Source organism: Acinetobacter sp. 18QD2AZ41W, from assembly GCF_009829025.1.
GTDB lineage: Bacteria > Pseudomonadota > Gammaproteobacteria > Pseudomonadales > Moraxellaceae > Acinetobacter > Acinetobacter pseudolwoffii.
The window spans coordinates 270,925-294,516 of sequence record NZ_WURP01000002.1; the positions used below are offsets into that span (position 1 = coordinate 270,925).

The 23,592-nt window shown below is 42.2% G+C and carries 25 protein-coding genes, 2 tRNA genes and 1 pseudogene; 11 read left to right on the forward strand and 17 right to left on the reverse strand.

Going from position 1 to position 23,592, the window contains the following annotated elements:
* Positions 1-30: 30 nt before the first annotated feature.
* Both GVV58_RS04290 and GVV58_RS04295 read right to left on the reverse strand, forming a co-directional pair.
* Complete coding sequence (locus GVV58_RS04290) at positions 31-948, reverse strand: LysR family transcriptional regulator (protein WP_005097509.1); 918 nt, start codon at positions 946-948, stop codon at positions 31-33.
* A gap of 486 nt (positions 949-1,434) precedes the next feature.
* Positions 1,435-1,510: transfer RNA gene (locus GVV58_RS04295), tRNA-Arg, on the reverse strand.
* Positions 1,511-1,688: 178 nt separating this feature from the next.
* Here GVV58_RS04295 and GVV58_RS04300 point away from each other — a divergent pair.
* From GVV58_RS04300 to GVV58_RS04330, 7 genes are all read left to right on the forward strand, one after another.
* Positions 1,689-2,624, forward strand: coding sequence for an ABC transporter ATP-binding protein (locus tag GVV58_RS04300; protein WP_005170164.1), 936 nt, complete (start codon positions 1,689-1,691; stop codon positions 2,622-2,624).
* A complete protein-coding gene (locus GVV58_RS04305) occupies positions 2,621-3,394 on the forward strand; it encodes an ABC transporter permease (protein ID WP_005097525.1) in 774 nt (257 codons plus the stop codon). The genes GVV58_RS04300 and GVV58_RS04305 overlap by 4 nt, the downstream gene beginning before the upstream one ends.
* Complete coding sequence (queF, locus tag GVV58_RS04310; RefSeq protein ID WP_159516066.1) at positions 3,394-4,209, forward strand: NADPH-dependent 7-cyano-7-deazaguanine reductase QueF; 816 nt, start codon at positions 3,394-3,396, stop codon at positions 4,207-4,209. The genes GVV58_RS04305 and queF overlap by 1 nt, the downstream gene beginning before the upstream one ends.
* An 18-nt stretch (positions 4,210-4,227) precedes the next feature.
* The gene (locus tag GVV58_RS04315; RefSeq protein ID WP_005097528.1) at positions 4,228-4,881 is read left to right on the forward strand and encodes a hypothetical protein; all 654 of its coding nucleotides are present in this window, start codon (positions 4,228-4,230) and stop codon (positions 4,879-4,881) included.
* A 294-nt stretch (positions 4,882-5,175) separates the two neighbouring features.
* Positions 5,176-6,177: a lytic murein transglycosylase B gene (gene mltB, locus GVV58_RS04320; protein ID WP_074383547.1), complete on the forward strand. Its 1,002-nt coding sequence runs from the start codon at positions 5,176-5,178 to the stop codon at positions 6,175-6,177.
* A 290-nt stretch (positions 6,178-6,467) separates the two neighbouring features.
* The gene (locus tag GVV58_RS04325) at positions 6,468-7,082 is read left to right on the forward strand and encodes a septal ring lytic transglycosylase RlpA family protein (RefSeq protein WP_005097531.1); all 615 of its coding nucleotides are present in this window, start codon (positions 6,468-6,470) and stop codon (positions 7,080-7,082) included.
* A 245-nt stretch (positions 7,083-7,327) separates the two neighbouring features.
* On the forward strand, positions 7,328-7,783 hold the full coding sequence (locus tag GVV58_RS04330) for an Mpo1-like protein (protein WP_005097532.1): 456 nt from the start codon (positions 7,328-7,330) through the stop codon (positions 7,781-7,783).
* Between the two features lie 18 nt (positions 7,784-7,801).
* Here GVV58_RS04330 and GVV58_RS15760 read toward each other — a convergent pair.
* From GVV58_RS15760 to rpsB, 3 genes and pseudogenes are all read right to left on the reverse strand, one after another.
* A pseudogene (locus GVV58_RS15760) lies at positions 7,802-8,051 on the reverse strand (DUF3465 domain-containing protein).
* A 410-nt stretch (positions 8,052-8,461) separates the two neighbouring features.
* Positions 8,462-9,337, reverse strand: coding sequence for a translation elongation factor Ts (gene tsf / locus GVV58_RS04340; RefSeq protein WP_005097533.1), 876 nt, complete (start codon positions 9,335-9,337; stop codon positions 8,462-8,464).
* A 142-nt stretch (positions 9,338-9,479) separates the two neighbouring features.
* Positions 9,480-10,226, reverse strand: a complete 747-nt coding sequence (gene rpsB / locus GVV58_RS04345) for a 30S ribosomal protein S2 (protein ID WP_005097534.1) — start codon at positions 10,224-10,226, stop codon at positions 9,480-9,482.
* A gap of 471 nt (positions 10,227-10,697) precedes the next feature.
* On the opposite strand from rpsB, the gene map reads away from it, so the two are divergent.
* The 3 genes from map (at position 10,698) to GVV58_RS04360 (ending at position 13,813) form a co-directional block, all read left to right on the forward strand.
* Positions 10,698-11,525, forward strand: coding sequence for a type I methionyl aminopeptidase (map, locus tag GVV58_RS04350; RefSeq protein ID WP_005097535.1), 828 nt, complete (start codon positions 10,698-10,700; stop codon positions 11,523-11,525).
* A 252-nt stretch (positions 11,526-11,777) separates the two neighbouring features.
* The gene (locus GVV58_RS04355) at positions 11,778-13,013 is read left to right on the forward strand and encodes a pyridoxal phosphate-dependent aminotransferase (RefSeq protein ID WP_159516067.1); all 1,236 of its coding nucleotides are present in this window, start codon (positions 11,778-11,780) and stop codon (positions 13,011-13,013) included.
* Between the two features lie 362 nt (positions 13,014-13,375).
* Positions 13,376-13,813 (forward strand): PaaI family thioesterase, encoded by a 438-nt coding sequence (locus GVV58_RS04360; RefSeq protein ID WP_005170148.1) that lies wholly within the window; start codon positions 13,376-13,378, stop codon positions 13,811-13,813.
* A gap of 35 nt (positions 13,814-13,848) precedes the next feature.
* Here the strand turns inward: GVV58_RS04360 and GVV58_RS04365 are convergent, their stop codons facing one another.
* Positions 13,849-14,304: a hypothetical protein gene (locus GVV58_RS04365; RefSeq protein ID WP_005170144.1), complete on the reverse strand. Its 456-nt coding sequence runs from the start codon at positions 14,302-14,304 to the stop codon at positions 13,849-13,851.
* Positions 14,305-14,540: 236 nt separating this feature from the next.
* Here GVV58_RS04365 and GVV58_RS04370 point away from each other — a divergent pair.
* Positions 14,541-14,616 (forward strand) — tRNA-Asn (locus tag GVV58_RS04370).
* 89 nt (positions 14,617-14,705) lie between these two features.
* Here GVV58_RS04370 and GVV58_RS04375 read toward each other — a convergent pair.
* From GVV58_RS04375 to GVV58_RS04425, 11 genes are all read right to left on the reverse strand, one after another.
* Positions 14,706-15,539: a DUF4198 domain-containing protein gene (locus GVV58_RS04375; protein WP_100534825.1), complete on the reverse strand. Its 834-nt coding sequence runs from the start codon at positions 15,537-15,539 to the stop codon at positions 14,706-14,708.
* A gap of 136 nt (positions 15,540-15,675) precedes the next feature.
* Positions 15,676-16,329: a tRNA-(ms[2]io[6]A)-hydroxylase gene (locus tag GVV58_RS04380; RefSeq protein WP_159138194.1), complete on the reverse strand. Its 654-nt coding sequence runs from the start codon at positions 16,327-16,329 to the stop codon at positions 15,676-15,678.
* A gap of 13 nt (positions 16,330-16,342) precedes the next feature.
* Positions 16,343-17,068 carry a pyridoxine 5'-phosphate synthase gene (pdxJ, locus tag GVV58_RS04385; protein ID WP_159516068.1) on the reverse strand — a complete coding sequence of 242 codons (726 nt, stop codon included), beginning with the start codon at positions 17,066-17,068 and terminating at the stop codon, positions 16,343-16,345.
* 13 nt (positions 17,069-17,081) lie between these two features.
* Complete coding sequence (locus GVV58_RS04390; protein WP_074383331.1) at positions 17,082-17,792, reverse strand: DNA repair protein RecO C-terminal domain-containing protein; 711 nt, start codon at positions 17,790-17,792, stop codon at positions 17,082-17,084.
* An 11-nt stretch (positions 17,793-17,803) separates the two neighbouring features.
* Complete coding sequence (locus tag GVV58_RS04395) at positions 17,804-17,998, reverse strand: NF038104 family lipoprotein (protein WP_005097547.1); 195 nt, start codon at positions 17,996-17,998, stop codon at positions 17,804-17,806.
* A gap of 37 nt (positions 17,999-18,035) precedes the next feature.
* Positions 18,036-19,064 carry a GTPase Era gene (gene era, locus GVV58_RS04400; RefSeq protein ID WP_005097549.1) on the reverse strand — a complete coding sequence of 343 codons (1,029 nt, stop codon included), beginning with the start codon at positions 19,062-19,064 and terminating at the stop codon, positions 18,036-18,038.
* Complete coding sequence (rnc, locus tag GVV58_RS04405) at positions 19,064-19,762, reverse strand: ribonuclease III (RefSeq protein ID WP_005097550.1); 699 nt, start codon at positions 19,760-19,762, stop codon at positions 19,064-19,066. The genes era and rnc overlap by 1 nt, the downstream gene beginning before the upstream one ends.
* Positions 19,734-20,105, reverse strand: a complete 372-nt coding sequence (locus GVV58_RS04410) for a DUF4845 domain-containing protein (protein ID WP_005170117.1) — start codon at positions 20,103-20,105, stop codon at positions 19,734-19,736. The genes rnc and GVV58_RS04410 overlap by 29 nt, the downstream gene beginning before the upstream one ends.
* Before the next feature lie 24 nt (positions 20,106-20,129).
* Entirely contained in the window at positions 20,130-20,957 is an 828-nt protein-coding gene (lepB, locus tag GVV58_RS04415; RefSeq protein WP_005097555.1) for a signal peptidase I, read from the reverse strand.
* Positions 20,958-20,977: 20 nt separating this feature from the next.
* On the reverse strand, positions 20,978-22,795 hold the full coding sequence (gene lepA / locus GVV58_RS04420; RefSeq protein ID WP_005097556.1) for a translation elongation factor 4: 1,818 nt from the start codon (positions 22,793-22,795) through the stop codon (positions 20,978-20,980).
* A gap of 249 nt (positions 22,796-23,044) precedes the next feature.
* Positions 23,045-23,500 (reverse strand): thioesterase family protein, encoded by a 456-nt coding sequence (locus tag GVV58_RS04425; RefSeq protein WP_100355707.1) that lies wholly within the window; start codon positions 23,498-23,500, stop codon positions 23,045-23,047.
* Positions 23,501-23,592 lie beyond the last annotated feature (92 nt).

Consider the following 23,592-nt stretch of genomic DNA (forward strand, 5'->3'; position numbering starts at 1 on the left):
ATTATTGAGTCTGCTCCTTTGAGATTAGGATCAAGTGTAATACTGTGCCCGCTTTTTAGAAAATCGGTCAAGCTGCTTTAAGAATCCCTCAAAGTAATCTTTCTGTTTTTCTTCAGTTCGATAACCTGCATATAAAGTACGGCGTAAGCCTTCAGGGGCTACACAATCCAGACGGCGCGAAGTCACCCAGCCCTTCTGTTCATATTCATTTACCACCCAATCTGGCAATGCCGCAATCCCACGACCACTGGCAACAAGCTGAATCAGCATTTGAGTCAGATCGGTCGTCCGAATCTGTTTTGGCAAAATATTCGCAGGAATAAACAAGCGTGACATGATATCCAGACGATGCTTATCTACCGGATAAGTTACTAATGTTTCTTCTGCCAGTTCCTGCACCGTAATCTCTTGGGCACGTACTAAAGGATGTGTATTAGACAACACCAAACGTGATTCATATTCAAATACCGGGAAATATTCCACACCTTTGAGTGCAATCGGATCGGCAGTAATCAGCAAGTCAAACTCGCCCGTTTGTAACAATTCATGCGGATTGGCTTCAAAGCCCGAAGCAAAATCCAAATCAACATCTGGATATTGGATACGATACTGATTCAAAAGTGGCATTAGCCAGTCAAAACAACTATGACACTCTGACGAGAATATAATACGGCCTGTCTGTCCATGCACAATACGTGTGATATCACTTTGCGCTATCTGTACTTGTGGTAGCACATCATCAGCCAGTTTCAACAAACGTAAACCTACATTAGAAAAACTCACAGGGCGACTACGGCGATTGACCACTTCAACCCCAAACCATTGATCGAGTTCGCGCAATTGATGAGACAAAGCTGAAGGTGTTAAACAGAGATCTCCTGCTGCTGCAACCAGTGATCCATGTTCTCTTAGCGCTGTCAGTGTTTTTAAATGTCGTAGTTCTATCATATGGCTTACCCAAAAAAATACAGAAACCAGCTACTCAAGCTTGGTGAATAGCATAATCTATTTCAGGATAATCACTTCAATATTTTCACGTTTAAATTAATTTTAATGAATTTTACTCAACAAATAATCTGTTCAAAAATGGGTTTATTAAAACATTTGAGTTATTTCATCCTCAAGATATTCAAGAGTCGTATTCTGCATTGCAATCAGCTCTCGTATTCAAAATATTCAAAGCCGTTGTGAATCAGCGCATCAACTCAAAATATAGAATCAGAATAAGTAAAAGAAAATGAGCATGTCATTTGTTTGTCTGAAAACTTTTAAGATTATTTTCGAGCAGTATCGAATAAAGTGAAAAGACAGAGTTTGAGATTCGATTTAAGCAATACAATCTATATGGTGGCACTGAATAAAATGTTTTATGAAAAGCAATCTGGTATAAAGATTTAATTTAGAGAGATTTTTATGTTGTAAGAAATAAGAAAATGGTGCGCTCAGCGGGACTCGAACCCACGCCACAGGCTTCGGAGACCTGTACTCTATCCAGTTGAGCTATGAGCGCGCGATGCACATCATAACAAAAAAAATCATAAGGTAAAGCAACTATCTATAACTTCGTCATTTTATGCTTAGACTTTATACAATGTTCCAAAACAGCAACACAGAATTCCATGTGAATCACTTGGCTTATTTTCCAAGATCACTCACAATATCTCAACTTTTCACCATTTGAGATATTCATGACTGATGCACTGATCTTAAGAGATGTGTCAAAGACCTATCGCAATGGCTTTCAGGCATTAAAAGGAATCAACTTAAATGTACCAGAAGGTGAGTTTTATGCACTTCTGGGGCCAAATGGCGCCGGAAAATCCACCACCATCGGTATTATCAGTTCATTAACAAAAAAAACCGCCGGCACAGTCGAAATTTTCGGTCACAACCTGGATACCCACCCCTCCCAAGCCAAACAGTGTTTAGGTGTGGTTCCTCAGGAATTTAACTTCGCCCAGTTTGAAAAAACTTTCGACATTCTGGTGACGCAAGCCGGCTATTACGGGATTCCTAAAAAAATTGCACAGCAACGGGCTGAACTCTATCTGACCAAGCTGGGCCTATGGGAAAAACGTGCAACGCAGGCGCGTATGCTATCGGGCGGTATGAAACGTCGCTTGATGATTGCACGTGCCATGATGCATGAACCGAAACTTTTGATTCTGGATGAGCCAACTGCGGGTGTCGACATCGAATTACGTCGTTCAATGTGGGAGTTTTTGAACGAGATGAATGAGCAAGGGACATCCATCATTCTCACCACCCACTATTTAGAAGAAGCCGAAATGCTGTGTCGCCGCATTGCGATTATCGATCGTGGTGTGATTAAAGAAGACACCAGCATGAAGAGCTTCCTAAGTCAGCTGAATGAAGAATCCTTTATTTTTGATCTTGCAGCACCGATTGAACCTTTGCATCTGGAGATTATCGGGGTACGTTTTAATTTAATCGACCCGATGACCTTAGAAATTACCATGGACAAGGCACATAGCATGAATGATCTGTTCCAGCTATTGGAATCACAGAATATTCAGGTACGCAGTATGCGTAACAAATCCAATCGTCTGGAAGAGCTTTTTGTCAAAATGGTCGAAAAAAATCTGGATGGAGCTGCGCAATGAACATTAATCAACTCAGCGTAGCTTTATATACCATTGTATATAAAGAAGTCCGCCGTTTTATGCGGATCTGGCCGCAAACCTTGTTACCACCTGCCATCACCATGAGCTTGTATTTCGTGATTTTCGGCAATCTGATCGGTTCGCGGATTGGAGACATGGGCGGCTATAGCTATATGGAGTTCATTGTGCCCGGTCTGATCATGATGGCCGTGATTACCAACAGCTATGCCAACGTCTCTTCCAGTTTTTTCAGTTCAAAATTTCAAAAGAGTATTGAAGAGCTGGTCATGAGTCCGGTACCGATGCATGCCATTCTTTGGGGACATGTGCTGGGCGGTGTGATTCGTGGAGTACTGGTGGCGATTATTGTTAGTGCCGTAAGTTTGTTTTTTGCGGATCTATACATTACCAACTGGTTTGTGACGATTTATACCGTATTGATTACCTCCCTGCTGTTTTCTCTGGGTGGTTTTATCAATGCCGTCTATGCCAAATCTTTTGATGATATTTCGATTATCCCGACCTTTGTTTTAACGCCACTGACTTATTTAGGCGGTGTGTTTTATGCAATTTCTGCCTTAAGTCCATTCTGGCAAAATTTATCTTTGATCAACCCTGTGGTGTATATGGTCAATGCCTTCCGCTATGGCATTTTAGGACATAGCGATGTCAATGTAACTGTTTCACTTGCAGTGGTCACCTTATGTTGCGGCCTGCTCTATGCATTGGCCTATCATTTACTCTCCCGTGGTTCAGGAATGCGTGAATAATGAGTGTAGAACAATCTCTTCTTGGTAAAGACACCAATTACCCGACAGAATATCAGCCTGATGTTCTGTTTCCAATTTCGCGCGCGCCTGCCCGTGAACAATACGCACATGTTGAAGCGATTCAGCAAGGTGCCGACTGGTGGCATGTTTTTGAAATTTCCTGGTTAAATTCAGCCGGTGTGCCGCAAGTCGCAATTGGACGGATCAGCCTGCCTGCTTCTTCGCCGAATCTGATTGAATCCAAATCACTCAAGCTCTACTTTAATAGTTTGAATTTTGCCAAATTTGAATCTCAAGCTGACTTTATCGCCACGGTGGAAAAAGATTTATCTGCTGCGGCTGGCGCAGAGATTACGTTAGATTTATTTCAGGTTGATGACTTGGAAGTTGCCAAGCCTGAAGGCATCTGCATTGATGAACTAATTCCGGAACGTCTGGAAAATCATCCTGATGCGAGTCTTTTGGCTCTGGATGCGAACCATACCGAAGAAGTTGAAATCCAGCTGTATTCACATTTATTAAGAAGTAACTGCCCAGTCACTGGACAACCGGATTGGGGTACAGTATTTATACGCTATCAGGGCAAAAAACCTTGTTATAAGAGTATTTTGGCTTATATTATTTCTTATCGTCAGCATAACGGTTTTCACGAACAATGCGTGGAGCAGATATTTGCCGATCTCTGGCAACAACTGAAACCGGAAAAGCTGATGGTCTACGCAACCTATACACGCCGTGGTGGATTGGATATCAACCCTTGCCGTGTATCGGATTTAACATGGATGCCTCGCCCTATTCGATTAGCGCGACAATAAAAACATTGAGGTTTAACAATGCCATTTTTTGGTTTTATTCCTTCTGCAGAGCTTTTAAATACAATTCAGACTGCACAACAAAATAAAAATTCAAATGAGCCGCTTTACCCACTCCGTGATAAAACCGCATTGATGATTAATGATGAAATTATTGATGCGATTCTCACGGAACTGGTGCGTCGTTTTCCTGCAAGTGATAAGCGCGATACTGCGGAAAAACTGGCGGGCTATATCAAGTCAACTGTGGCGGTATTGCTGAAACAGTTATTGAGTAAAGCGCCGAATGATGTGGTGAAGCAATCTATTGCTTTCTCTGAACGTAGTCTGTTTAAAGACCCTGAAGGACAAATCCGTATTGGTGAGTCGCTGGATGCCAATCTGGTGACCAATTTAAAACATCATTATGCGGAACTAAAAGCCGGTCAGAGTATCGACAAACAAATGTTTAGCAACCTGTATAAGCAGTTTGGTGAAGCGACGGTACGTCACTTTATGGTCGATTTTAATAAAACCTTGGATCTTGGCATGATCAAACGCAAGGCAGCAGATATTGGTGCTTCTGCTGTGATTAAGGCCATCAATATGGCTGCAGATAAAATCATTCTCAATCTGAACAAGGATGAGCTTCGCGCCATGGCTGAATATCATGACACCTTGTTCTATACAGAATAGGTCTGCATAGAATCATCTAAGAGTGATTTTTTAAAATTAGCCTGACTTCGGTCAGGCTTTTTTATGTTCAATGAAATAGCTTGTTACAGATAAGCAGCTCCACAAGGCAAACTGACGCAAAAATAACCAGTCTTTCACTATTTTTGTATATGCATCTAGGTCTCTTAATCATCCGAATGTTATCTTTAATCTGGTTTTTACAGCCTCATGATTGAAAAAATTTCTCAATCTTTTTCATGGCATGATTCAAATAACATTGCCCGCAACTTATCAAAAATTGGAAATCGTACCAAGATGTTGAAATCGAATTTTTATAAAAAATTTAAACAGCTTTCAATCGCATTGACCGCATTCGGTCTCAGCAGTTTCAGTCTGGCCAACGATTTCCAATCTCATCCCTCTTATGCCAGTTTTAAACAGACTGCCATGCAAAATTATGGGCTGAGTGCCCAGCAAGTCGATTCAGCCATGAACGGGGCGCGCAACCTGCCCAATATCATCAATATTATGAATCGTCCAGGTGAAAGCAAGCCTTGGTATTCTTATAAAACCAACTTTCTGGCTGAGTCGACCATTCAACGCGGTGTGCGCTTTAAACAGCAATATGCGGAAACGCTGAATCGCGCTGAACAGCAGTTTGGTGTACCACAGTCAATCATTCTCGGGATTTTAGGGGTAGAAACCGGCTTTGGTACCAATAAGGGTTCTTTTGTCACCCGTGATGCGCTGGCCACCTTAGGTTTTGGTTATGAGCGTCGTGCCCAGTATTTTCAAGATGAACTGGCGGCATTAATTGCCTGGTCTTATAAAGATGGCGTTTCAGCTTCTTCTATCGTCGGCTCTTATGCAGGTGCGGTCGGTTATCCACAATTCATGCCAAGTAATATTCCAAAATTCGGCGTGGACTACGATGGTAACGGACATATTGACCTGCGTAATTCAGCAGTAGATGCGATTGGCTCGATTGCCAACTATTTAGCCCAGCATGGCTGGCAGCGTAATCAACCGATTGCTTTTCCGGCCCGTTATAGTGGCTCGAACCCGGATGCGGTAATTGCCAAAGATCTGACTCAACCTAGCCCATATGGTGTGTTAAAAACACAAGGGATTAGCCCAATGAATCCTATTGTTCAAATTGACGATCTAGACTTGGTCAATGTAATTCAATTACAAGAAAATTATGGGCATATTTACTATATTACTTATCCAAATTTTCAAGTGATTACTACTTATAATCGCAGCCGAATGTATGCCACTGCATTGTGGTTATTAGGTACAGAAATTACTAGCCGTTAACATGAGAATTTAATACAAATTATTAAAGTCAACATTTTTATGAGTGATTATGAGCAAATATTGATCAATTTTAATATTGTGTTACAATATTGATCATATTTTAATCACTCATTGTTTATTTTAAGTTCTTTTTTAAACTATTTTAATTAAACACTAGACAGGATATTGCAGGCATGAATATTATCCATTTCGTTAAATGTAGTTGCATAAGTTGAATATCAGGCGTGTTTACATGGTTTTTCAGTTACTTATGAACAAATCCATGCGATATGCTGTTAGGAGTTGATTCGATGCATTCTTCAATTTTGAAGTATTTTATGGCTATTGCCACGATAGTCACACTGACGCAATCGCAGGCAGATATGGTTCCGTCATCTTCGTTTAATCACGAAAATGACAATTCGCGCCTTGCAACGCGTGTATTAAATAAAGAAGCTCAAAGCTTCAATTCAAATTTCACCAATTTGAACAGCCTTTCAATCACTGAGCGTTCTGGCGATAAAGTTCGCCGTGAAACCATTGCAGCGAAAATTGAAATTCCCGCAGAAGAGCCTTCAGTGATTGAAAAACTGAATACCGTGGCTTCTAATACTGTACGCAAGTTCAGTCAGACAGGTACAGCCTCTTGGTATGGTCGCCAGTTCCACGGCCGTAAAACTGCAAGCGGTGAAACCTTTGACATGAATGCAATGACTGCTGCTCATCGTAGCCTGCCATTGAACTGTTATATTCGTGTGACCAATAGAAATAATGGTAAAAGCGTAGTGGTTAAAGTCAATGACCGCGGCCCATTCCATGGTAACCGTGTCGTCGATTTATCTTATGGCGCAGCGAAGAAACTCGGCATTACCAATGCCGGTGTTGGCAATGTCAGTATTGAGCGTGTCGCTGGTCCAAATTCTTAAGATTTAACTTGCAATACATTTAACCAAAAGCCACAGTAATGTGGCTTTTTTATTAACTTCAAGTTATAGAAAAATGACAATCAATCTATAGTTCCTCTTATCTCCGGCTACCTGTCCATTACAGCTTGAATGTTGCAAATTCGCCAAATAAAATTCACGTTCTGGCACGATTAACTTTTGACCAAACCTGGATTCTGCTTTATATTTTCAGGCAAGCACAACGTATTCATGGAATGGAGCGAATAATGAAAACAATATCTGAATGGCTGGATGAATATAGTGACAGTCATCAAAACAAAACCAATAAGCTGATTCACTGGGTCTGCGTACCGACTATCTATTTTTCGATTATTGGCATTATTGCGCACTTTAGTGCTTTACTGACCGCCCTTCTGCTAGCTCTGGCTTTTATTTTCTATGCCCGACTAGATATTGTTTTGGCAGTTGCAATGGCTGCTTTAACATTGATCATGGCCTGGTTAATCTGGATTCTGCCAGTCGGTGCCGGTTTTTATGTTGGCCTATTTGTTTTTGCCTGGATTGGTCAGTTTTATGGCCACAAAGTGGAAGGCAAAAAGCCATCTTTCTTTAAAGACCTTCAATTCCTTCTTATTGGCCCGATTTGGTGCATGGATGCTTATTTAGCTAAAGTAGCACCTTCCTGGAAAAGTCGCCAGATACGAGACATGAAGAGCATTTAGCAGCATTCTTCATTTTTTCTAATGAGAAGAACCTTCTTGATAGGTTCTTCCTTGATGTTTTAACCGGCCATACACATGTTTTCGGGCACAATCATGATGCATCCAGTGCGCCACATCCCCCTTCTCGCTATTTATATTCACTATAAAATTCGACAATATCATCTTTTTGAATCGAACCAATGCCGGGTGCGGAATCGATATTATATGTCACCAATACAATTTGATCATTCAAGCATGAACTCTTAATAGCGTGATCCTTTATGATCATCACCTAACGTTGCAATCATTGTTCGATAAGATCGAACCCCAATAGCACCCTGATGATGTTGAAAAGCAGTCTAAATTTTATTGAGATCATCTTGAGACATAGCTTCAAAATGAGTGTCGGTGTGGCGACTTGGCTGACTTTTTGTTAAGGAGCTCCACTCAAACTGGTTTTGCTAGGTATCAACACAGATATACAGCAATCAATAAGCAATCATCGCCCCAATACCCATGTCGGTTTTATATGCGCTATTAATGATTTTCAATTCTTTAAATTTCGTTGATTTTATCACGCGTACTTTCTAAGCAAACTCGCATTTTCCAAGAAAAACTACCGCTTTCGACTTATTGTATTTTTATGCAGATATAAAAAAAGCCCCACAAAGTGGAGCTTCTTTATAATTCGTTACCGAATTATTGAGCAGCAGCCTGAGCAGCAGCAACTTCTTCTGCGAAACTCATTTCAGCTTTCTTCTCGATACCTTCACCAACTTCGAAACGAACGAATTCAGCTACAGTAGTACCTGTTGCTTTAAGAACGTCAGCAACTTTCTTGTCGTTGTCGATTACGTACATTTGACGCTCAAGAACAACTTCGTTCAAGTATTTCTCAACAGAACCCACAACCATCTTCTCAACGATGTTTGCTGGCTTGCCAGATTCAAGTGCTTTCGCTTCAGCAATTTCTTTCTCTTTCGCGATAAGCTCAGCAGAAACGCCTTCAGCATTTACAGCGACTGGGTTGAACGCAGCAACGTGCATTGCCAAGCCTTTACCAGTTGCTTCATCACCAGTATAAGAAACAACAACACCGATACGAAGACCGTGTTTGTAAACTGCAAGGTTAGCACCTTCAACAATTTTCGCACGACGTACTTGGATGTTTTCACCGATTTTTTGAACAAGAGCGATACGCGCTTCTTCTACAGTTGCACCATCTTCTAGTTTCAATTCAGCGATTTGAGCAGGATCAGTTACGTTTGCAGCAAGTGCAGCAGCCGCAACTTTCGCAGAGAAACCAGCAAAGTTTTCATCTTTTGCAACGAAGTCAGTCTGGCAGTTTACTTCTAAAAGAAGTGCTTTGTTGCCTTCTTGAGCAATCGTGATCGCGCCATCAGCAGCGATGTTACCCGCTTTTTTAGCAGCTTTCGCTTGACCAGATTTACGTAGGTTATCGATCGCTAATTCAACGTCGCCGCCCGCTTCTGTCAAAGCTTTTTTACATTCCATCATTGCAAGACCAGTACGATCGCGCAATTCTTTAACCATGCTTGCTGTAACTGCAGTCATGTTTATCTCCTAAATTCGGTAGAAAATGAATTCTTTTTAGAACAGAAACGGCCCAGAGGAGTTCTCATGGGCCGCCTGCATACATAACGCTTACTTTGCCACCATCACATGTCGCAAAAATGACAAGCTTGCGTCAAACGCATTAAGCCTCAGAAGCTGGAGCTTCTTCTGCTTTAGCTTGTGCATTCGCTTGTGATTGAGCATATTCTTTACCAGCAAGAATCGCATCAGCCATAGCAGAAGCATACAGTGTTACTGCACGGATCGCATCATCGTTACCCGGAATAACGTAATCTACGTTGTCTGGGTTAGAGTTTGTATCAACGATACCGATTACAGGAATACCAAGGTTCTTCGCTTCTTTGATTGCAATTGCTTCGTGATCAACGTCGATTACGAATAATGCGTCAGGTAAACCACCCATGTTTTTCACGCCGCCAAGACCGCGTTCAAGTTTTTCCATCTCACGAGTACGTTCTAAAGCTTCACGTTTAGTTAGCTTAAGGAAAGTACCGTCTTGAGATTGAGTTTGAAGGTCTTTTAGACGATTGATAGATTGGCGAAGTGTTTTCCAGTTCGTCAACATACCACCTAACCAGCGGTGATCAACATATGGTTGACCAGCACGTTGCGCTTGTTCACGGATGATTGCAGAAGCTGCGCGCTTAGTACCAACAAACAAAACTTTGTTCTTTTTGCTCGCCAAGTTGTTAGCAAAGTTCAAAGCATCATTTAACGCAGGAACAGTGTGCTCAAGGTTGATGATGTGAATTTTGTTACGCGCACCAAAGATGTAATCGCGCATTTTTGGGTTCCAAAAACGTGTTTGGTGACCAAAGTGTGCGCCTGCTTGTAGAAGGTCGCGCATGCCTACGTTGTAATCTGCCATTTTCTTTACCTTAAAGTTTGGGTTAGGCCTCCATATACCCGCATTCTCCACCCAAGGGATTGCTGTCATTTTATCAGTGGTTGCGACAGAGGACATTTTTTAGCGATACAAGGCATGAATAGTGAGATTTAACATTCTAAATAAACTATTCATAACGCAGTAGCGTCAAAAAACGTCCCTGTCCCGAAGGGTTGTAGCTAAAATCCCCTCATACTTCGTTATGAAACTCGATAAGGGAATACCATTACCATCGTTTCATGCCTCGCATGACGAAATTTTAGCTGACAACGCAACTCACATATAAAGTGACAACAATCCCTAGAAGCACCCAGAGTAATGTGTCGATATATGTGCGGATTTTTTGCCCCATCGCACAAAGCCCGTGAAATTTATTCACGAAAAAGCATTTGATAAAATGGGCGGCTATTTATACCATAGTCACACACAAATTTCCAAAAGTTTTTAGAGATCATGAACAACACTTACCAAGCGCCACGTCGACTTATCAAAACCCCTGACGAAATTGAAAAAATGCGTGTGGCAGGGCGACTGGCGGCAGAAGTATTGGATATGATCAAACCGCATATTGTTCCAGGTGTTACTACGCTAGAACTTGATACGATTTGTCATGACTATATTGTTAACCAACAACAAGCCATTCCAGCCTGCTTAGGTTATGGTGCAGCACCAGGTCGGCCTGCTTTCCAGCATGTGATTTGCACTTCTGTGAATCATGTGGTGTGTCACGGCATTCCATCGGATAGCAAAAAGTTAAAAAAAGGTGACATTCTGAATATCGATGTCACTGTGATTAAAGATGGCTATCATGGCGATACCAACATGATGTACATCGTCGGTGGTGAAACGTCTATTCTTGCTAACCGTCTATGTAAAGTAGCGCAAGAAGCCATGTACCGGGGTATTGAAACTGTAAAACCAGGGTCAACCATTGGTGATATTGGCCACGTGATTCAAAAATATGTCGAATCTGAACGTTTTGGTGTGGTACGTGAATATTGTGGTCATGGAATTGGCACGACTTTCCATGACGAACCACAAGTATTGCATTACGGCCAGCCAGATACCGGGATGATTTTAGAAGAAGGCATGACTTTTACCATTGAGCCTATGGTGAATGGTGGCGACTGGAAAACCAAATTACTGGGTGATAAATGGACGGTGGTCACCAAAGACCATTCATTGTCAGCACAGTATGAACATACCCTGCTCGTCACTAAAACAGGGGTTGAAATCTTAACCGCGCGTCCGGATGAAGATCTGTCACGCTTTAATAAATAAGTACCAAGACAACACCACAAAATGGTCACTATAAAGTGGCCATTTTTAGTTTATATTGACTGGCTTATGGGGGTTTACTTGATAACTCAAGCCTTTTAACTGTTGTCCCTTGGCATCGGAGTTCAAGATAAAGCTCTGCAAGTACACCATTTTTTCCTCAAAGTTTTCCAAATTCTTTTGCCCCATGCCTCGCATTTTAAGCTAAGATAATGTGCTTTTTATTTTTTAATCCCTATAAGAAGGAATACTGCCGTGGACGTACGTCTCTCTGATCGTGTAAATGCCATCAAACCGTCCCCAACGCTTGCTGTGACCAACAAAGCTGCTGAATTAAAAGCTGCAGGTCATAATGTTATTGGTTTGGGCGCAGGTGAGCCAGATTTTGATACACCGCAACACATCAAAGATGCAGCAATTGCAGCGATTAACAACGGTTTCACCAAATACACCGCTGTTGACGGTACGCCAGGTCTTAAAAAAGCCATTATTGCTAAATTGAAACGTGACAATAACCTAGACTACGCAGCAAACCAGATTCTGGTTTCTTGTGGTGGTAAACAATCATTCTTTAACCTGTCTTTGGCTTTGTTGAACAAAGGTGATGAAGTTATCATTCCTGCACCTTTCTGGGTCAGCTACCCGGATATGGTGATCATCGCTGAAGGCGTACCTGTGATTGTGAAATGTGGTGAAGAACAGCGTTTCAAAATCACACCTGAACAACTAGAAGCTGCCATCACCGACAAAACACGTTTAGTGGTATTGAACAGTCCCTCTAACCCGACTGGCATGATCTACACCAAAGAAGAACTTCTTGCTTTGGCTGAGGTACTGCGTAAATACCCTGAAGTATTCATCGCGTCTGATGACATGTATGAACCGATTCGTTGGGAAGATGAGTTCTATAACATCGCCACTGTTGCACCAGACCTGTATGACCGTACGATCGTGTTAAACGGTGTGTCTAAAGCCTATGCAATGACTGGCTGGCGTATTGGCTATGCAGCGGGCCCTGCTAAACTGATCGGTGCGATGAAAAAAATCCAGTCACAATCTACTTCTAACCCAACTTCTATTTCACAAGTTGCTGCCGAAGCTGCATTGAATGGTCCTCAAGATGTACTTGAGCCAATGATTGAAGCATTCAAACGTCGTCATGACTTGGTTGTGAAAGGCTTGAATGACATCAATGGTATTTCTTGCTTACCTGCGGATGGCGCATTCTATGCATACGCAAACATCAAGCCGTTGATTCGTGCCAAAGGTCTTAAATCTTGCACAGAATTCTCTGCTTGGTTACTGGAAGAAACTGGCGTTGCCGTTGTTCCTGGCGATGCATTCGGTCTAGGCGGTTTCATGCGTATTTCTTATGCAACTGCGGATGAAGTGTTGGTTGATGCACTTGCGCGTATCAAGAAAGCTGCTGATTCAATCGAAGGCGTTGACGCTGCGATTGCTTCTATCGAAGCTGAAAAAGCGGCACAATAATCAATTCGCTTGATTTAAAAACCCGCGTTGATCGCGGGTTTTTTTATGCCATTCCAAGATGCTTTTGATAACGCATTTTAAGCAGATCAAACAAATGATCGCAGCCAAAGTGTATGCCACACATAGCATTGATCGAAATTCCTGAATATCTAAAGTATCTCTATTTCCGGTAGAAATAGCACTCTCCTGCTATCTGCAATAGCATTAAAAAAATAAATATTTTAACCACAATAACTTTTAACCCTCCAAGATAACAATTACCTTCGGCAACATCTCATTAAAAAATATGTCACTTGCTATTATTGATGTTTCACTTTTAAATAAAATCGAAACAGCTAAAGAATAATCACAGGAAAAGCAGAATGAATCCAAAAGAAATGAACGGTTTGGCCTTATTACAAGCGATGCGAGATGGGAAAATTCCCGCTCCAAGCATTAGCGAAACCATGTCGATGCAACCTGCCGTTATCCAAAGCGGATACGTAGAATTTAAAGTCAAAGCCGATCACCGGCATTTAAATCCGCTTGGTGGCGTGCATGGTGGTTTTGCAGCAACTGTTTTAGACACGGTGACAGGCTGTGCGATTCATACTTTACTCGAAGCAGGGGTCGGTTATGGCACGATTGATCTGAATGTTAAAATGTGCCGACCGATTCCTCAAGACCAGCAGCTTAAAGCGACCGGACAATCAATTAACCTCAGTAAAAATCTGGGTATTGCTGAAGGTCGGATTCTGGATGAAGAAGGCCGTTTATATGCCCATGCCACTGCGACCTGTATGATTATTCGCCCTGAATAACCAAGAGAACCTATGGCCAGCATTCAATCGATGACCTAAGCAATATTGCCCTTCGTCTGTCCGGCTTGAACACAAGCGATCTGTGGTCGGCTTAAGCCCTGAAACTCAAAATAATGCTTGGACACATTGGCCAGCTCTACATCTTGTATTTGCGCTGTCGATGCCTGCCAAGCTTTGGATTGATTGGTACCGGTCAAAAGATTACCTGAAATGGCATAGATATATAATTCTTTGCTTTGCTCTTTCAGATAATCGGCATTCAAAAACACTTCAAAGCTAAATTGACGTTCAGTTTCTACCAACCATTTTTCTGCAAACCACAATTGCAGCAAATCACCTAGATACAAGGACTGTTGCGCCAAGGGCCATAGCTTGATATGAGCATCTGTAACAGGAATATAATACTGTGCTGGATCTGCAATAATCTGCAGATAGTTTTCTTGATAATAAGTGAGTTGAGAGAAAATTTGAGGGATGCTGAGCGTATTCATTCGCTGTCTCCGGTTTAGCCATTTTTGTGCTGGCAAGTAGGTTTAAATCCACACTGTTTGACCATTTGGTCAAACGACTTTATGGTTTTAATCTAGCAAGTGAAATTTATTCTGACAAGTATTTTTCGTAAAATTTATGCAATTGTCTAAATTAAAAACAGACAGGCTGAATTTGTTATAAATATGACAGTTTTTGCTTGACCCCTGTCAAAATCCCTCTATAATCGCTTTCAGATTCTCCAATAGCTCAGTCGGTAGAGCGACGGACTGTTAATCCGCAGGTCCCTGGTTCGAGCCCAGGTTGGAGAGCCAAATACTAAAAAGCCCACTCATAACGAAGTGGGCTTTTTTCGTTTAATATTTTATAAAACAAGCCTGAATGATTTCAGGCTCGTTTTGGCTTAATCCATTACATTAAAAGCCAAGGTATATTTATAACGCTTTAAATCATTCTTTTTTATTTCGAAAGGCTGCTGATAATCAATTTTCATTAAGTACTGGCCTTTTTCCTGCATATTAAAGTTGAGTAACCCTTGCGCATCTGTTGTGAGCGCTTTATAGATTTTTTTATCACGACTAAAATCTGTCGTTTGTGCCAAAATCTCAACGTTTAAATTCGCAACTCCTTTTTTATCATCCAGTACTTTCAATTGAATCGCTTGAGATTTTTTAAATGCATTTGGATGCGTGATAAATTGAACATCAAAGCCAGCATGGATATGCTGAATGACCTGATTCGACGTCACACGCCGTGAGACAAAGGTTTCAATAATATCGATAGTCTGCACAGTTTTCTGTGGCATGTTTTTCTTCAGCGCTTGCTGATAAATCACATTTTGATTGGCGGCTTGATTGGCTTTTGGAACAGCACTTAGAACCATTTTCCATTTTTGAGCAACCTGTGCATACTTTAGGCTATTCCCCTGTTTCTCGCCACGAATCCGATAGGTACCCTCTTGTTTATTTTCCAGACTATAACTACTTAGGGTTTGTGTTTTGGTCCATGCATCATCTGCAAGATAAATCTTTTGGCCTGTAGGCGTATGATAATGAAACTTAAAGTTTTTAATCGCCACTTCCGAGGCAAATGGATTGTCATAAAAGCCAGATACAATCGCAGTGTGATTGTTAAAAGTTTGATAACTTAGTGGGGCAACATAAGGATAGTGTGCAAAGGCTGTACTGCTGATCACTCCAAAGATCAAAAAAGGCATGACTTTTACCAGCTTATTCATTATTTCATCATCGTTATTAAGAAATCTGCTGTATTTTATGGATTAAGTCTGTAGATGTAAATAATTCTCATTTATATATTTGCTCTGGATATAAAAAATCCCCCATGAACGGAGGATTTTTAAATGTTCACTGCAATTAAGCCGCTTGAGCCGGAACACCGCTATGGAAACGGAAAGTGTCATCTGGTGTCAGAATCAGCTGCTTTTCAACGTTACGAATATGATCAATCCGGCTTTGAATATCCTCTTGCGGATTTTTCAATTTTGCCGTGGTCGCCACATCCATCGCCAAAGCCAGATAGTCCTCAAAGTGACGAGATTCAGACTTAAGCAAGTAACGGTAATAACGTGCCAACTCATCATCCACACGCGAAGCCAGCGCGTAGAAACGCTCACAAGAGCGTGCTTCCACAAAAGCACCAATCACCAAGACATCAATCAAGGCTTCAGGTTCAAAAGTCCGGATTTCTTTGCGCAAGCCACCGGCATAACGCCCTGCACTCAAATTCTGCCAGGCCTGACCGCGCTTGTTCATCAGTTCAAGCACTTGTTCATAATGCAGCATTTCTTCACGCACTAACTGCGCAAGCTTCACCTGTAAATCGACAAAGTAACTATAGCGAAACATCAGGTTCATGGCCGTGCTGGCTGCTTTTTTCTCACAATTAGCATGATCTTGCATCAAGATTTCAAGATTTTCGACTGCCACATTCAGCCATGCCTTGGGCGTTTCACACCCCAGGAAAGCAATCACCGGCTGCATCAGTTCATCATAATTAATATTTGACATAACGATTCTGATCTTAACGTGCTGACTTAATCACAGCTTTCATTTGCTGAACAGCTTGTGCCAGACCTACAAATACAGCATCTGCAATTAATGAGTGGCCAATATTAAGTTCATGAATTTGTGGAATCGCCGCAATTGGCGTTACATTATCGAGGTTTAAACCATGACCGGCATTCACTACCAGACCTTTCGATGCGGCATATTCAGCGCCTTTAATAATGCGCTCAAGCTCAGTCTGCTGGGCTTCAGGCGTTTCTGCATCGGCATAAGCCCCAGTATGAATCTCGATGGTCGGTGCACCACAAGCAACTGCTGCATCAATTTGGGCAAAGTCGGCATCAATAAACAAAGACACATCACAACCAATCGCCGCCAGTTCTTGCGTAGCTGCTTTGACTGATTCGAAATGGGTCACCACATCCAGACCACCTTCAGTGGTGACTTCCTGACGTTTTTCAGGGACAAAACAGACATGATGCGGTTTAATTTCCTTGGCAAAAGCGACCATCTCATCTGTTACCGCCAGCTCGAGGTTCATACGGGTTTTCAGTGCAGGACGCATACGACGCACATCTTCATCCTGAATGTGACGACGGTCTTCACGCAAGTGCAAGGTAATGCCCTCTGCCCCGGCCTGCTCACAGATCAATGCAGCATTGACTGGGTCTGGGTACGTTGTACCACGTGCTTGTCTTAATGTTGCGACATGGTCAATATTGACACCAAGTAATGCAGCCATAATCTTTTCCTAACTACGTTTGAGATTGAGAGTTTTGAATCCAGAGTTGCCGACTTTTTAATGGCCGATCACCCAATAAGGCCGTGATCACCTGTCGATACAGTTTCGTCAACAATTGTAACTGTTCCGGATTAAAATCCCCACCATTTTCATGATCTAGCATACTTAAAATCTGCTGACCTGACATGGTAGAGCGTAATGCTTTGGCCGATGGCATAAAACCGGCATTGAGCTGAAAATAATAGTGTTGTAACGGATCGATTTGTACCTGATGAGCATCTAGGGAAAAATCCAGACCATAACCGAGTTCTTCCAGCAAGATATGTTCAAATTGCCGCAAAATCTGTTTTAAGTATAAATTGGGATTAGATTGTTCTGATAATTGCTGCAATGCAGTTAATGTCTCTGCATATTTGGCAAAGGTTTGCGGCATTTCCACTTCTAGGGGGCACAAACGCAACAGGACTTCATTCAGATAAAAGCCTGAAAAAAAGGCATCGCCAAAAAAGAAAATCGGCTGATTGACAATTTCCAGTTTGGTAAAGTTTTTGAGTTCTGATTTTCCGGTGGCTTGCAAACTGATGGGCTGATATTGCGGCGGCGGTGTTTGCCGGAGAATGCCATCCATACGACCGTATTCCTGGGTAAATAAATGCACAATATGGCTGCGCTCACGGTACTTACGATGATGAATCAGATAACCATGCAGTACTTCGTTACGCATAAGCGGACACTTTAATCCTTATCTTTTTTTGATTTTTTATCATCGTCGTCATCTCCATCCGGGATGACTGCGCCCACAACAGCCGCAGTGCCTTTGACTGCGACTTTTGTGGTTTTATAAGCCACCTTGACAGGAACCGTGACCACTTTATGGATACAGCCTTGCAAGAATAAAACACATGCAAGCACTGCCAACACTTTCATCATCACGAAATTCCTTAAAGGGGCTTATTAATTTTATAACTTAGATATCGCTATAACCTAAGCTTTTCAATGCACGTTCATCATCAGACCAGCCGCCTTTGACTTTCACCCAAAGGGTCAGCATGATTTTCTGTTCGAACATTTTTTCCATGTCGAGACGTGCATCCATACCGATTTTTTTCAGCTTAACGCCTTTCTCACCAATCACAATGGCTTTTTGGCTTGGACGATCGACAAAAATCGTAGCATCAATATAGGTACAGGCCGGCTTCATACGACCAGTCTTTTCATTCATCACTGGCTGTTCAGTTTTGAATGATTCAATCTGCACGGTTAAATCATATGGCAGTTCTTCACCCAGCTGACGCATGATCTTTTCACGAATAATTTCAGAAGCCAGGAAACGCTCTGAACGGTCAGTTAGTTGATCCAGGGAGTACAATGGCGGCTGGAACGGCAGATACTTGGCAATCGTGTCACGTAAATGCTCAAGATTGGCACCACGAAGTGCAGAAACAGGTACGATTTCCGCAAAGTTCATCAGCTTTTCGCGCTCACGAATCAGTGGTAAAGCTTCGTTCTTGTTCTCAAAAGTATCTAATTTGTTGATCACCAGAATCACCGGCATTTCAGCATTTTTCAGCTTTTCCAGTACCAGATCATCATTCGGCGTCCACTTCTGTGCATCCACCACAAACAAAACCAGATTCACATCACGTAAAGCCGAATGGGCAGCACGGTTCATCATTTTATTGATGGCACGTACTTCCTTTTTATGCATCCCCGGCGTATCCACGAATACCGCCTGAGACTTTTCACGCGAATCAATCCCGACAATTTTATGCCGTGTAGTTTGCGGTTTACGTGAGGTAATTGAGAGTTTCTGACCCAAAATATGGTTCATTAAGGTAGATTTACCCACATTCGGGCGACCTACAATAGCGACAAAACCACTGCGATAATCCGACGGAATTTCGGTGCCTTGTGCGCTAAAAAATTGATTTACCAGGTCGTGACTGTCGCTTTGCGACTCGTGATCAGCATCAATGTGATCGGAATGAGTAGTCATTAAGACTTATGCTCCAAAAGTTTTAAAATATCTGCCGCAACGGCTTGTTCAGCAAAACGTCGGCTGGCGCCTTCACCCTGCATGGTCGGTAATCCCTCAATCTCACATTCCACTTTAAAATGCTGATTAGGGGCATCACCTTGAATATCTACAACCTCGTAAACTGGGAGAGGTTTCTTACGTGCTTGTAGATACTCTTGTAAACGTGATTTAGGGTCTTTAAGCTGATCGGTCGGCTCAATATGATCCAAATACGGTTCATACCATTTTAACACAATCGGCTCTAACACAGTGAGATCAGCGCAATCCACATAGATTGCGCCAATAATGGCTTCTACAGTATCTGCCAGTATAGACTCGCGATGATGACCGCCAGATTTCAATTCACCGGTACTGAGAATTAAACTCTGACTGAGTTTTAAATCATTGGCGATTTTCCCCAATGCTTCCTGTCGAACCAAGGTGGCACGCATACGCGTCAGCCGGCCTTCGTTTTCGCTTGGGTAGGCAGTGAAGAGATAATTCGCAATGATCATCCCTAAAAGAGAATCGCCTAGAAATTCTAGGCGTTCATAGTTTTGTTTATGACTGACTGAACGATGGGTCAGTGCCAGCTTGAGCAGTTCAGCTTGTTTAAACTGATAACCGATCCGTCTGGCAAGACGTTCATCATTGAGTTTTGACTGCGCTTTGATCAAAATTTTTCTCAAACTTCATCACTAAATCGATATTCATTATGAAATTTTTACGAATTTCATAATTCTTGTGTATCTGCAAACCATCGGTATGGATAACTTTGGCAATTTCATCAAACTTCAGATCGCGAATATTATTCATTGATAAACGCTGATCCATCTGCTGACGGAATTTTTCTGGTGTTATATTGGCTGGCGCACTTTTTAACAGCGCCTCAATTTCACCATCGACCATACGATCATCAAAGTAGGGTCCCCACACTGCAATCGCTACTTTGGCTAGAAATGCAAACCCCACGATTGCAAATAAAATCCCAATATACGAAGCACCTTGTTGATGTCTCATTTTTTATTTTCCTGATTGAAACAATTAATCGATTGTCCCGTTGCGACCAAACGATGGCAATTTAAAGCCAGGTTCTTTATGCATCCAGATATAGAATGCACGACCTGTTAAGTTTTCTTCCGGAACAAGCCCCCAGAAACGGCTGTCAGCACTCTGATCGCGATTATCCCCCATCGCAAAGTAATGACCTTCTGGCACCTTTACTTCCCAATATAAACCATTTTCACTTGAATATTTACCATTTTCCACAAAGTTAATATAAGGCGCCTGACGCGCGACATTGACCCCTTCCAGCTCACGCATGGTAAAGCTATGCTGACCTAAAGTTTCTTTATGATAAATGGCATTGGGTGTATCCAGACGATCTTTTTCACGGCTAAATTCCACTGGAACTTTCGCTACTTGTTCACCATTGATGCTCAACTGACCATGATCATAGACAATATGATCACCGGGTAAACCAATAATACGCTTGATATAACTGATGGTCGGTTGTGGTGGATAACGGAATACTGCCACATCACCACGCTCTGGACTGCCAGTATCAATAATTTTAGTGTTGACCATAGGCAGTTTCACCCCATAGTCAAATTTATTCACCAGAATAAAGTCCCCAGTTTCCAGGGTTGGCACCATTGAATCCGATGGAATATTAAACGGTTCAAACAAGAACGAACGCAGCACCAGTACAATCGTCAGTACTGGCCAAAAGTCATAAGCCCAGGTAATGATAAAATTTTCATTGCCCTTGCCGCGAGTTTGTCTTTGTTTCAGGACAAACTTGTCAAGCAACCACAGTGCGACAAAAAACAGCGTCGCAGGAACAAGAATCAAATTAAAATCAAAATCCATGGGCTTATATCCTTATTCTTCTAGCGTTCGACTTTTAACACAGCGAGGAACGCTTCTTGCGGGATTTCGACACTACCCACCTGCTTCATGCGTTTCTTACCTTCTTTCTGTTTAGACAGAAGTTTTTTCTTACGTGACACGTCACCACCATAACATTTGGCCAATACGTTTTTACGCATGGCTTTTACAGTAGAACGTGCAATGATTTGCGCACCAATTGCCGCCTGAATTGCCACATCAAACATTTGACGCGGAATCAGGTCTTTCATTTTTTCCACCAGCGCAATGCCACGATGACGCGCGTCATTACGGTGACAGATCATTGCCAGAGCATCGACTTTTTCACCATTGATCAGTACATCTACTTTTACCAATGAAGAACTTTCAAAACGGACAAAGTTATAGTCGAGGGATGCAAAACCACGTGAACAAGACTTCAATTTATCGAAGAAATCCATGACCACTTCTGCCATTGGAATTTCAAAAGTAATCGACACCTGATTGCCGAGGAATTTCATGTCTTTTTGTATGCCACGGCGCTCGATACACAAGGTCATGACATTACCCAGATATTCTTGCGGTACTAAAATATGACATTCGGCAATCGGTTCACGTAAATCTTCTACGGTTGAACCATCCGGCATTTTAGATGGGCTGTCGATATAAATCGTCTGGCCATTTTTCATCACCGCTTCATAAATTACGGTGGGCGCAGAAGAAATCAGATCAAGATCATACTCGCGCTCTAAACGCTCTTGTACAATCTCCATGTGTAGCATGCCCAAGAAGCCACAGCGGAAACCAAAACCAAGTGCATCCGAACTTTCCGGTTCAAAGAACAAGGCCGAGTCATTAATTTGCAGTTTATGTAAAGCTTCACGAAACGGTTCAAAGTCACTGGCATCAATCGGGAATAAACCGGCATAAACCTGCGGTTTTACTTTTTTAAAGCCCGGTAGGGTTGCAACTTCAGGTGTGGTTGCCAAGGTAATGGTATCACCCACCGGCGCACCGAAAATATCTTTAATACCGGCAATCACGAAGCCGACTTCGCCTGCTTCCAACATGCCTGTTTCAGTATGTTTCGGGTTAAAGATCCCCACAGAAGTAATGATGTGCGTTTGACCTGTTGATTTCATCAACATCTTGTCGCCTTTACGCACACGACCCTGCTTTACACGTACCAGAGAAACTACCCCAAGGTAGTTGTCAAACCATGAATCTACAATCAGCGCTTGCAACGGCGCTTCGCGATCACCCACAGGTGCCGGAATCACATTCACCAGGGTTTCTAAAACATTTTCAATGCCCAGACCGGTTTTGGCTGAACATGTCGGTGCTTCTGTCGCTTCAATGCCGATGATTTCTTCAATCTCGTGAATCACACGCTCAGGTTCAGCTTGTGGCAAATCGATCTTGTTCAGTACAGGCAGTACTTCCAGACCTTGCTCAATCGCGGTATAGCAGTTGGCGACAGACTGTGCTTCCACACCTTGTGCGGCATCAACGACTAATAAAGCACCTTCACAGGCTGCGAGCGATCGCGACACTTCATACGAGAAGTCGACGTGTCCCGGCGTATCAATAAAGTTCAGCTGATAAACCTCACCATTTGGATGGGTATAGTTTAGCGTCACCGAAGTGGCTTTAATGGTAATCCCACGTTCGCGCTCAAGCTCCATAGAATCGAGGACTTGAGCCTGCATTTCACGATCTTGCAAACCACCACAGGTCTGAATAAAGCGATCTGCGAGGGTCGATTTACCGTGGTCAATATGCGCAATAATCGAGAAGTTACGAATGTTTTTAATATCAACAGATTTTTTAGCTTGCGCCATGGGTTACCTTGAGAAAAAACGCGCTATGTAATTTAAAAATATTACATAACAAAAGCCGAATAGAAATTGCGAAGGATTATAGCAGAATGGTGATCTAGAAAAAGAATTATATTTTTAGCTTTGTCCACTCTGCCAAAATACCTGTCCAGCGATCTCAAGCTCAATCACTGCAATGAAAATTTGAAAATCACACCATGTTTTTGCTAAACCTGATTGAAATATCTAACTCTGTGCCAAAGAAGTGAGCGCTTATTGATCTAGATACACTATTGAAAAATCATAAGGATTGATCTGATCAGAAAGAGGTTGATAGGCTTGGGTAAAGGTAGGCGACATGCGTTTAGGACGCCCAGTGGCCATTTCAATACAGGCCCACTGCGTACTACCTGTAAATAACAGGTTTTGATCCTGTGGTCGATAAAATGCATATTGGCGAAATGAATACAGTGCATTGATATCGTTCAACCAGGTTCGCAAAATAATTTCATCGCCCTCGAAAGCAGCCTTGCGATATTGCACCTGATGCTCAACTGCCACCATGGCATGTTTCAGTTCCACATATTCCTTTAACCCCAATCCCAATTTTTCAATATGGGCTGTGGCGACCTCCTGCATCCACTGTACATAGACCACATTATTGACATGGCCCAAGCCATCGATATGTTCAGCTTGCACCTTTAACGCAAGATCAAAAATAGCTGTCACTTTTCTCTTATCCTTTCCATTATTTTCAACTGAATAGAGTCTACCGAATTTATAGGCTGGGTAAATTGCAAATAATAAAAAACCGCCCATCA

Bases quoted from the DNA above. Each gene is read 5' to 3' on its own strand.
- GVV58_RS04290 (WP_005097509.1), bottom strand. From the start codon at position 948: ATGATAGAACTACGACATTTAAAAACACTGACAGCGCTAAGAGAACAT.
- GVV58_RS04300 (WP_005170164.1), top strand. From the start codon at position 1,689: ATGACTGATGCACTGATCTTAAGAGATGTGTCAAAGACCTATCGCAAT.
- GVV58_RS04305 (WP_005097525.1), top strand. From the start codon at position 2,621: ATGAACATTAATCAACTCAGCGTAGCTTTATATACCATTGTATATAAA.
- queF (WP_159516066.1), top strand. From the start codon at position 3,394: ATGAGTGTAGAACAATCTCTTCTTGGTAAAGACACCAATTACCCGACA.
- GVV58_RS04315 (WP_005097528.1), top strand. From the start codon at position 4,228: ATGCCATTTTTTGGTTTTATTCCTTCTGCAGAGCTTTTAAATACAATT.
- mltB (WP_074383547.1), top strand. From the start codon at position 5,176: ATGTTGAAATCGAATTTTTATAAAAAATTTAAACAGCTTTCAATCGCA.
- GVV58_RS04325 (WP_005097531.1), top strand. From the start codon at position 6,468: ATGCATTCTTCAATTTTGAAGTATTTTATGGCTATTGCCACGATAGTC.
- GVV58_RS04330 (WP_005097532.1), top strand. From the start codon at position 7,328: ATGAAAACAATATCTGAATGGCTGGATGAATATAGTGACAGTCATCAA.
- tsf (WP_005097533.1), bottom strand. From the start codon at position 9,337: ATGACTGCAGTTACAGCAAGCATGGTTAAAGAATTGCGCGATCGTACT.
- rpsB (WP_005097534.1), bottom strand. From the start codon at position 10,226: ATGGCAGATTACAACGTAGGCATGCGCGACCTTCTACAAGCAGGCGCA.
- map (WP_005097535.1), top strand. From the start codon at position 10,698: ATGAACAACACTTACCAAGCGCCACGTCGACTTATCAAAACCCCTGAC.
- GVV58_RS04360 (WP_005170148.1), top strand. From the start codon at position 13,376: ATGAATCCAAAAGAAATGAACGGTTTGGCCTTATTACAAGCGATGCGA.
- GVV58_RS04365 (WP_005170144.1), bottom strand. From the start codon at position 14,304: ATGAATACGCTCAGCATCCCTCAAATTTTCTCTCAACTCACTTATTAT.
- GVV58_RS04375 (WP_100534825.1), bottom strand. From the start codon at position 15,539: ATGAATAAGCTGGTAAAAGTCATGCCTTTTTTGATCTTTGGAGTGATC.
- GVV58_RS04380 (WP_159138194.1), bottom strand. From the start codon at position 16,329: ATGTCAAATATTAATTATGATGAACTGATGCAGCCGGTGATTGCTTTC.
- pdxJ (WP_159516068.1), bottom strand. From the start codon at position 17,068: ATGGCTGCATTACTTGGTGTCAATATTGACCATGTCGCAACATTAAGA.
- GVV58_RS04390 (WP_074383331.1), bottom strand. From the start codon at position 17,792: ATGCGTAACGAAGTACTGCATGGTTATCTGATTCATCATCGTAAGTAC.
- GVV58_RS04395 (WP_005097547.1), bottom strand. From the start codon at position 17,998: ATGATGAAAGTGTTGGCAGTGCTTGCATGTGTTTTATTCTTGCAAGGC.
- era (WP_005097549.1), bottom strand. From the start codon at position 19,064: ATGACTACTCATTCCGATCACATTGATGCTGATCACGAGTCGCAAAGC.
- GVV58_RS04410 (WP_005170117.1), bottom strand. From the start codon at position 20,105: ATGAGACATCAACAAGGTGCTTCGTATATTGGGATTTTATTTGCAATC.
- lepB (WP_005097555.1), bottom strand. From the start codon at position 20,957: ATGGATTTTGATTTTAATTTGATTCTTGTTCCTGCGACGCTGTTTTTT.
- lepA (WP_005097556.1), bottom strand. From the start codon at position 22,795: ATGGCGCAAGCTAAAAAATCTGTTGATATTAAAAACATTCGTAACTTC.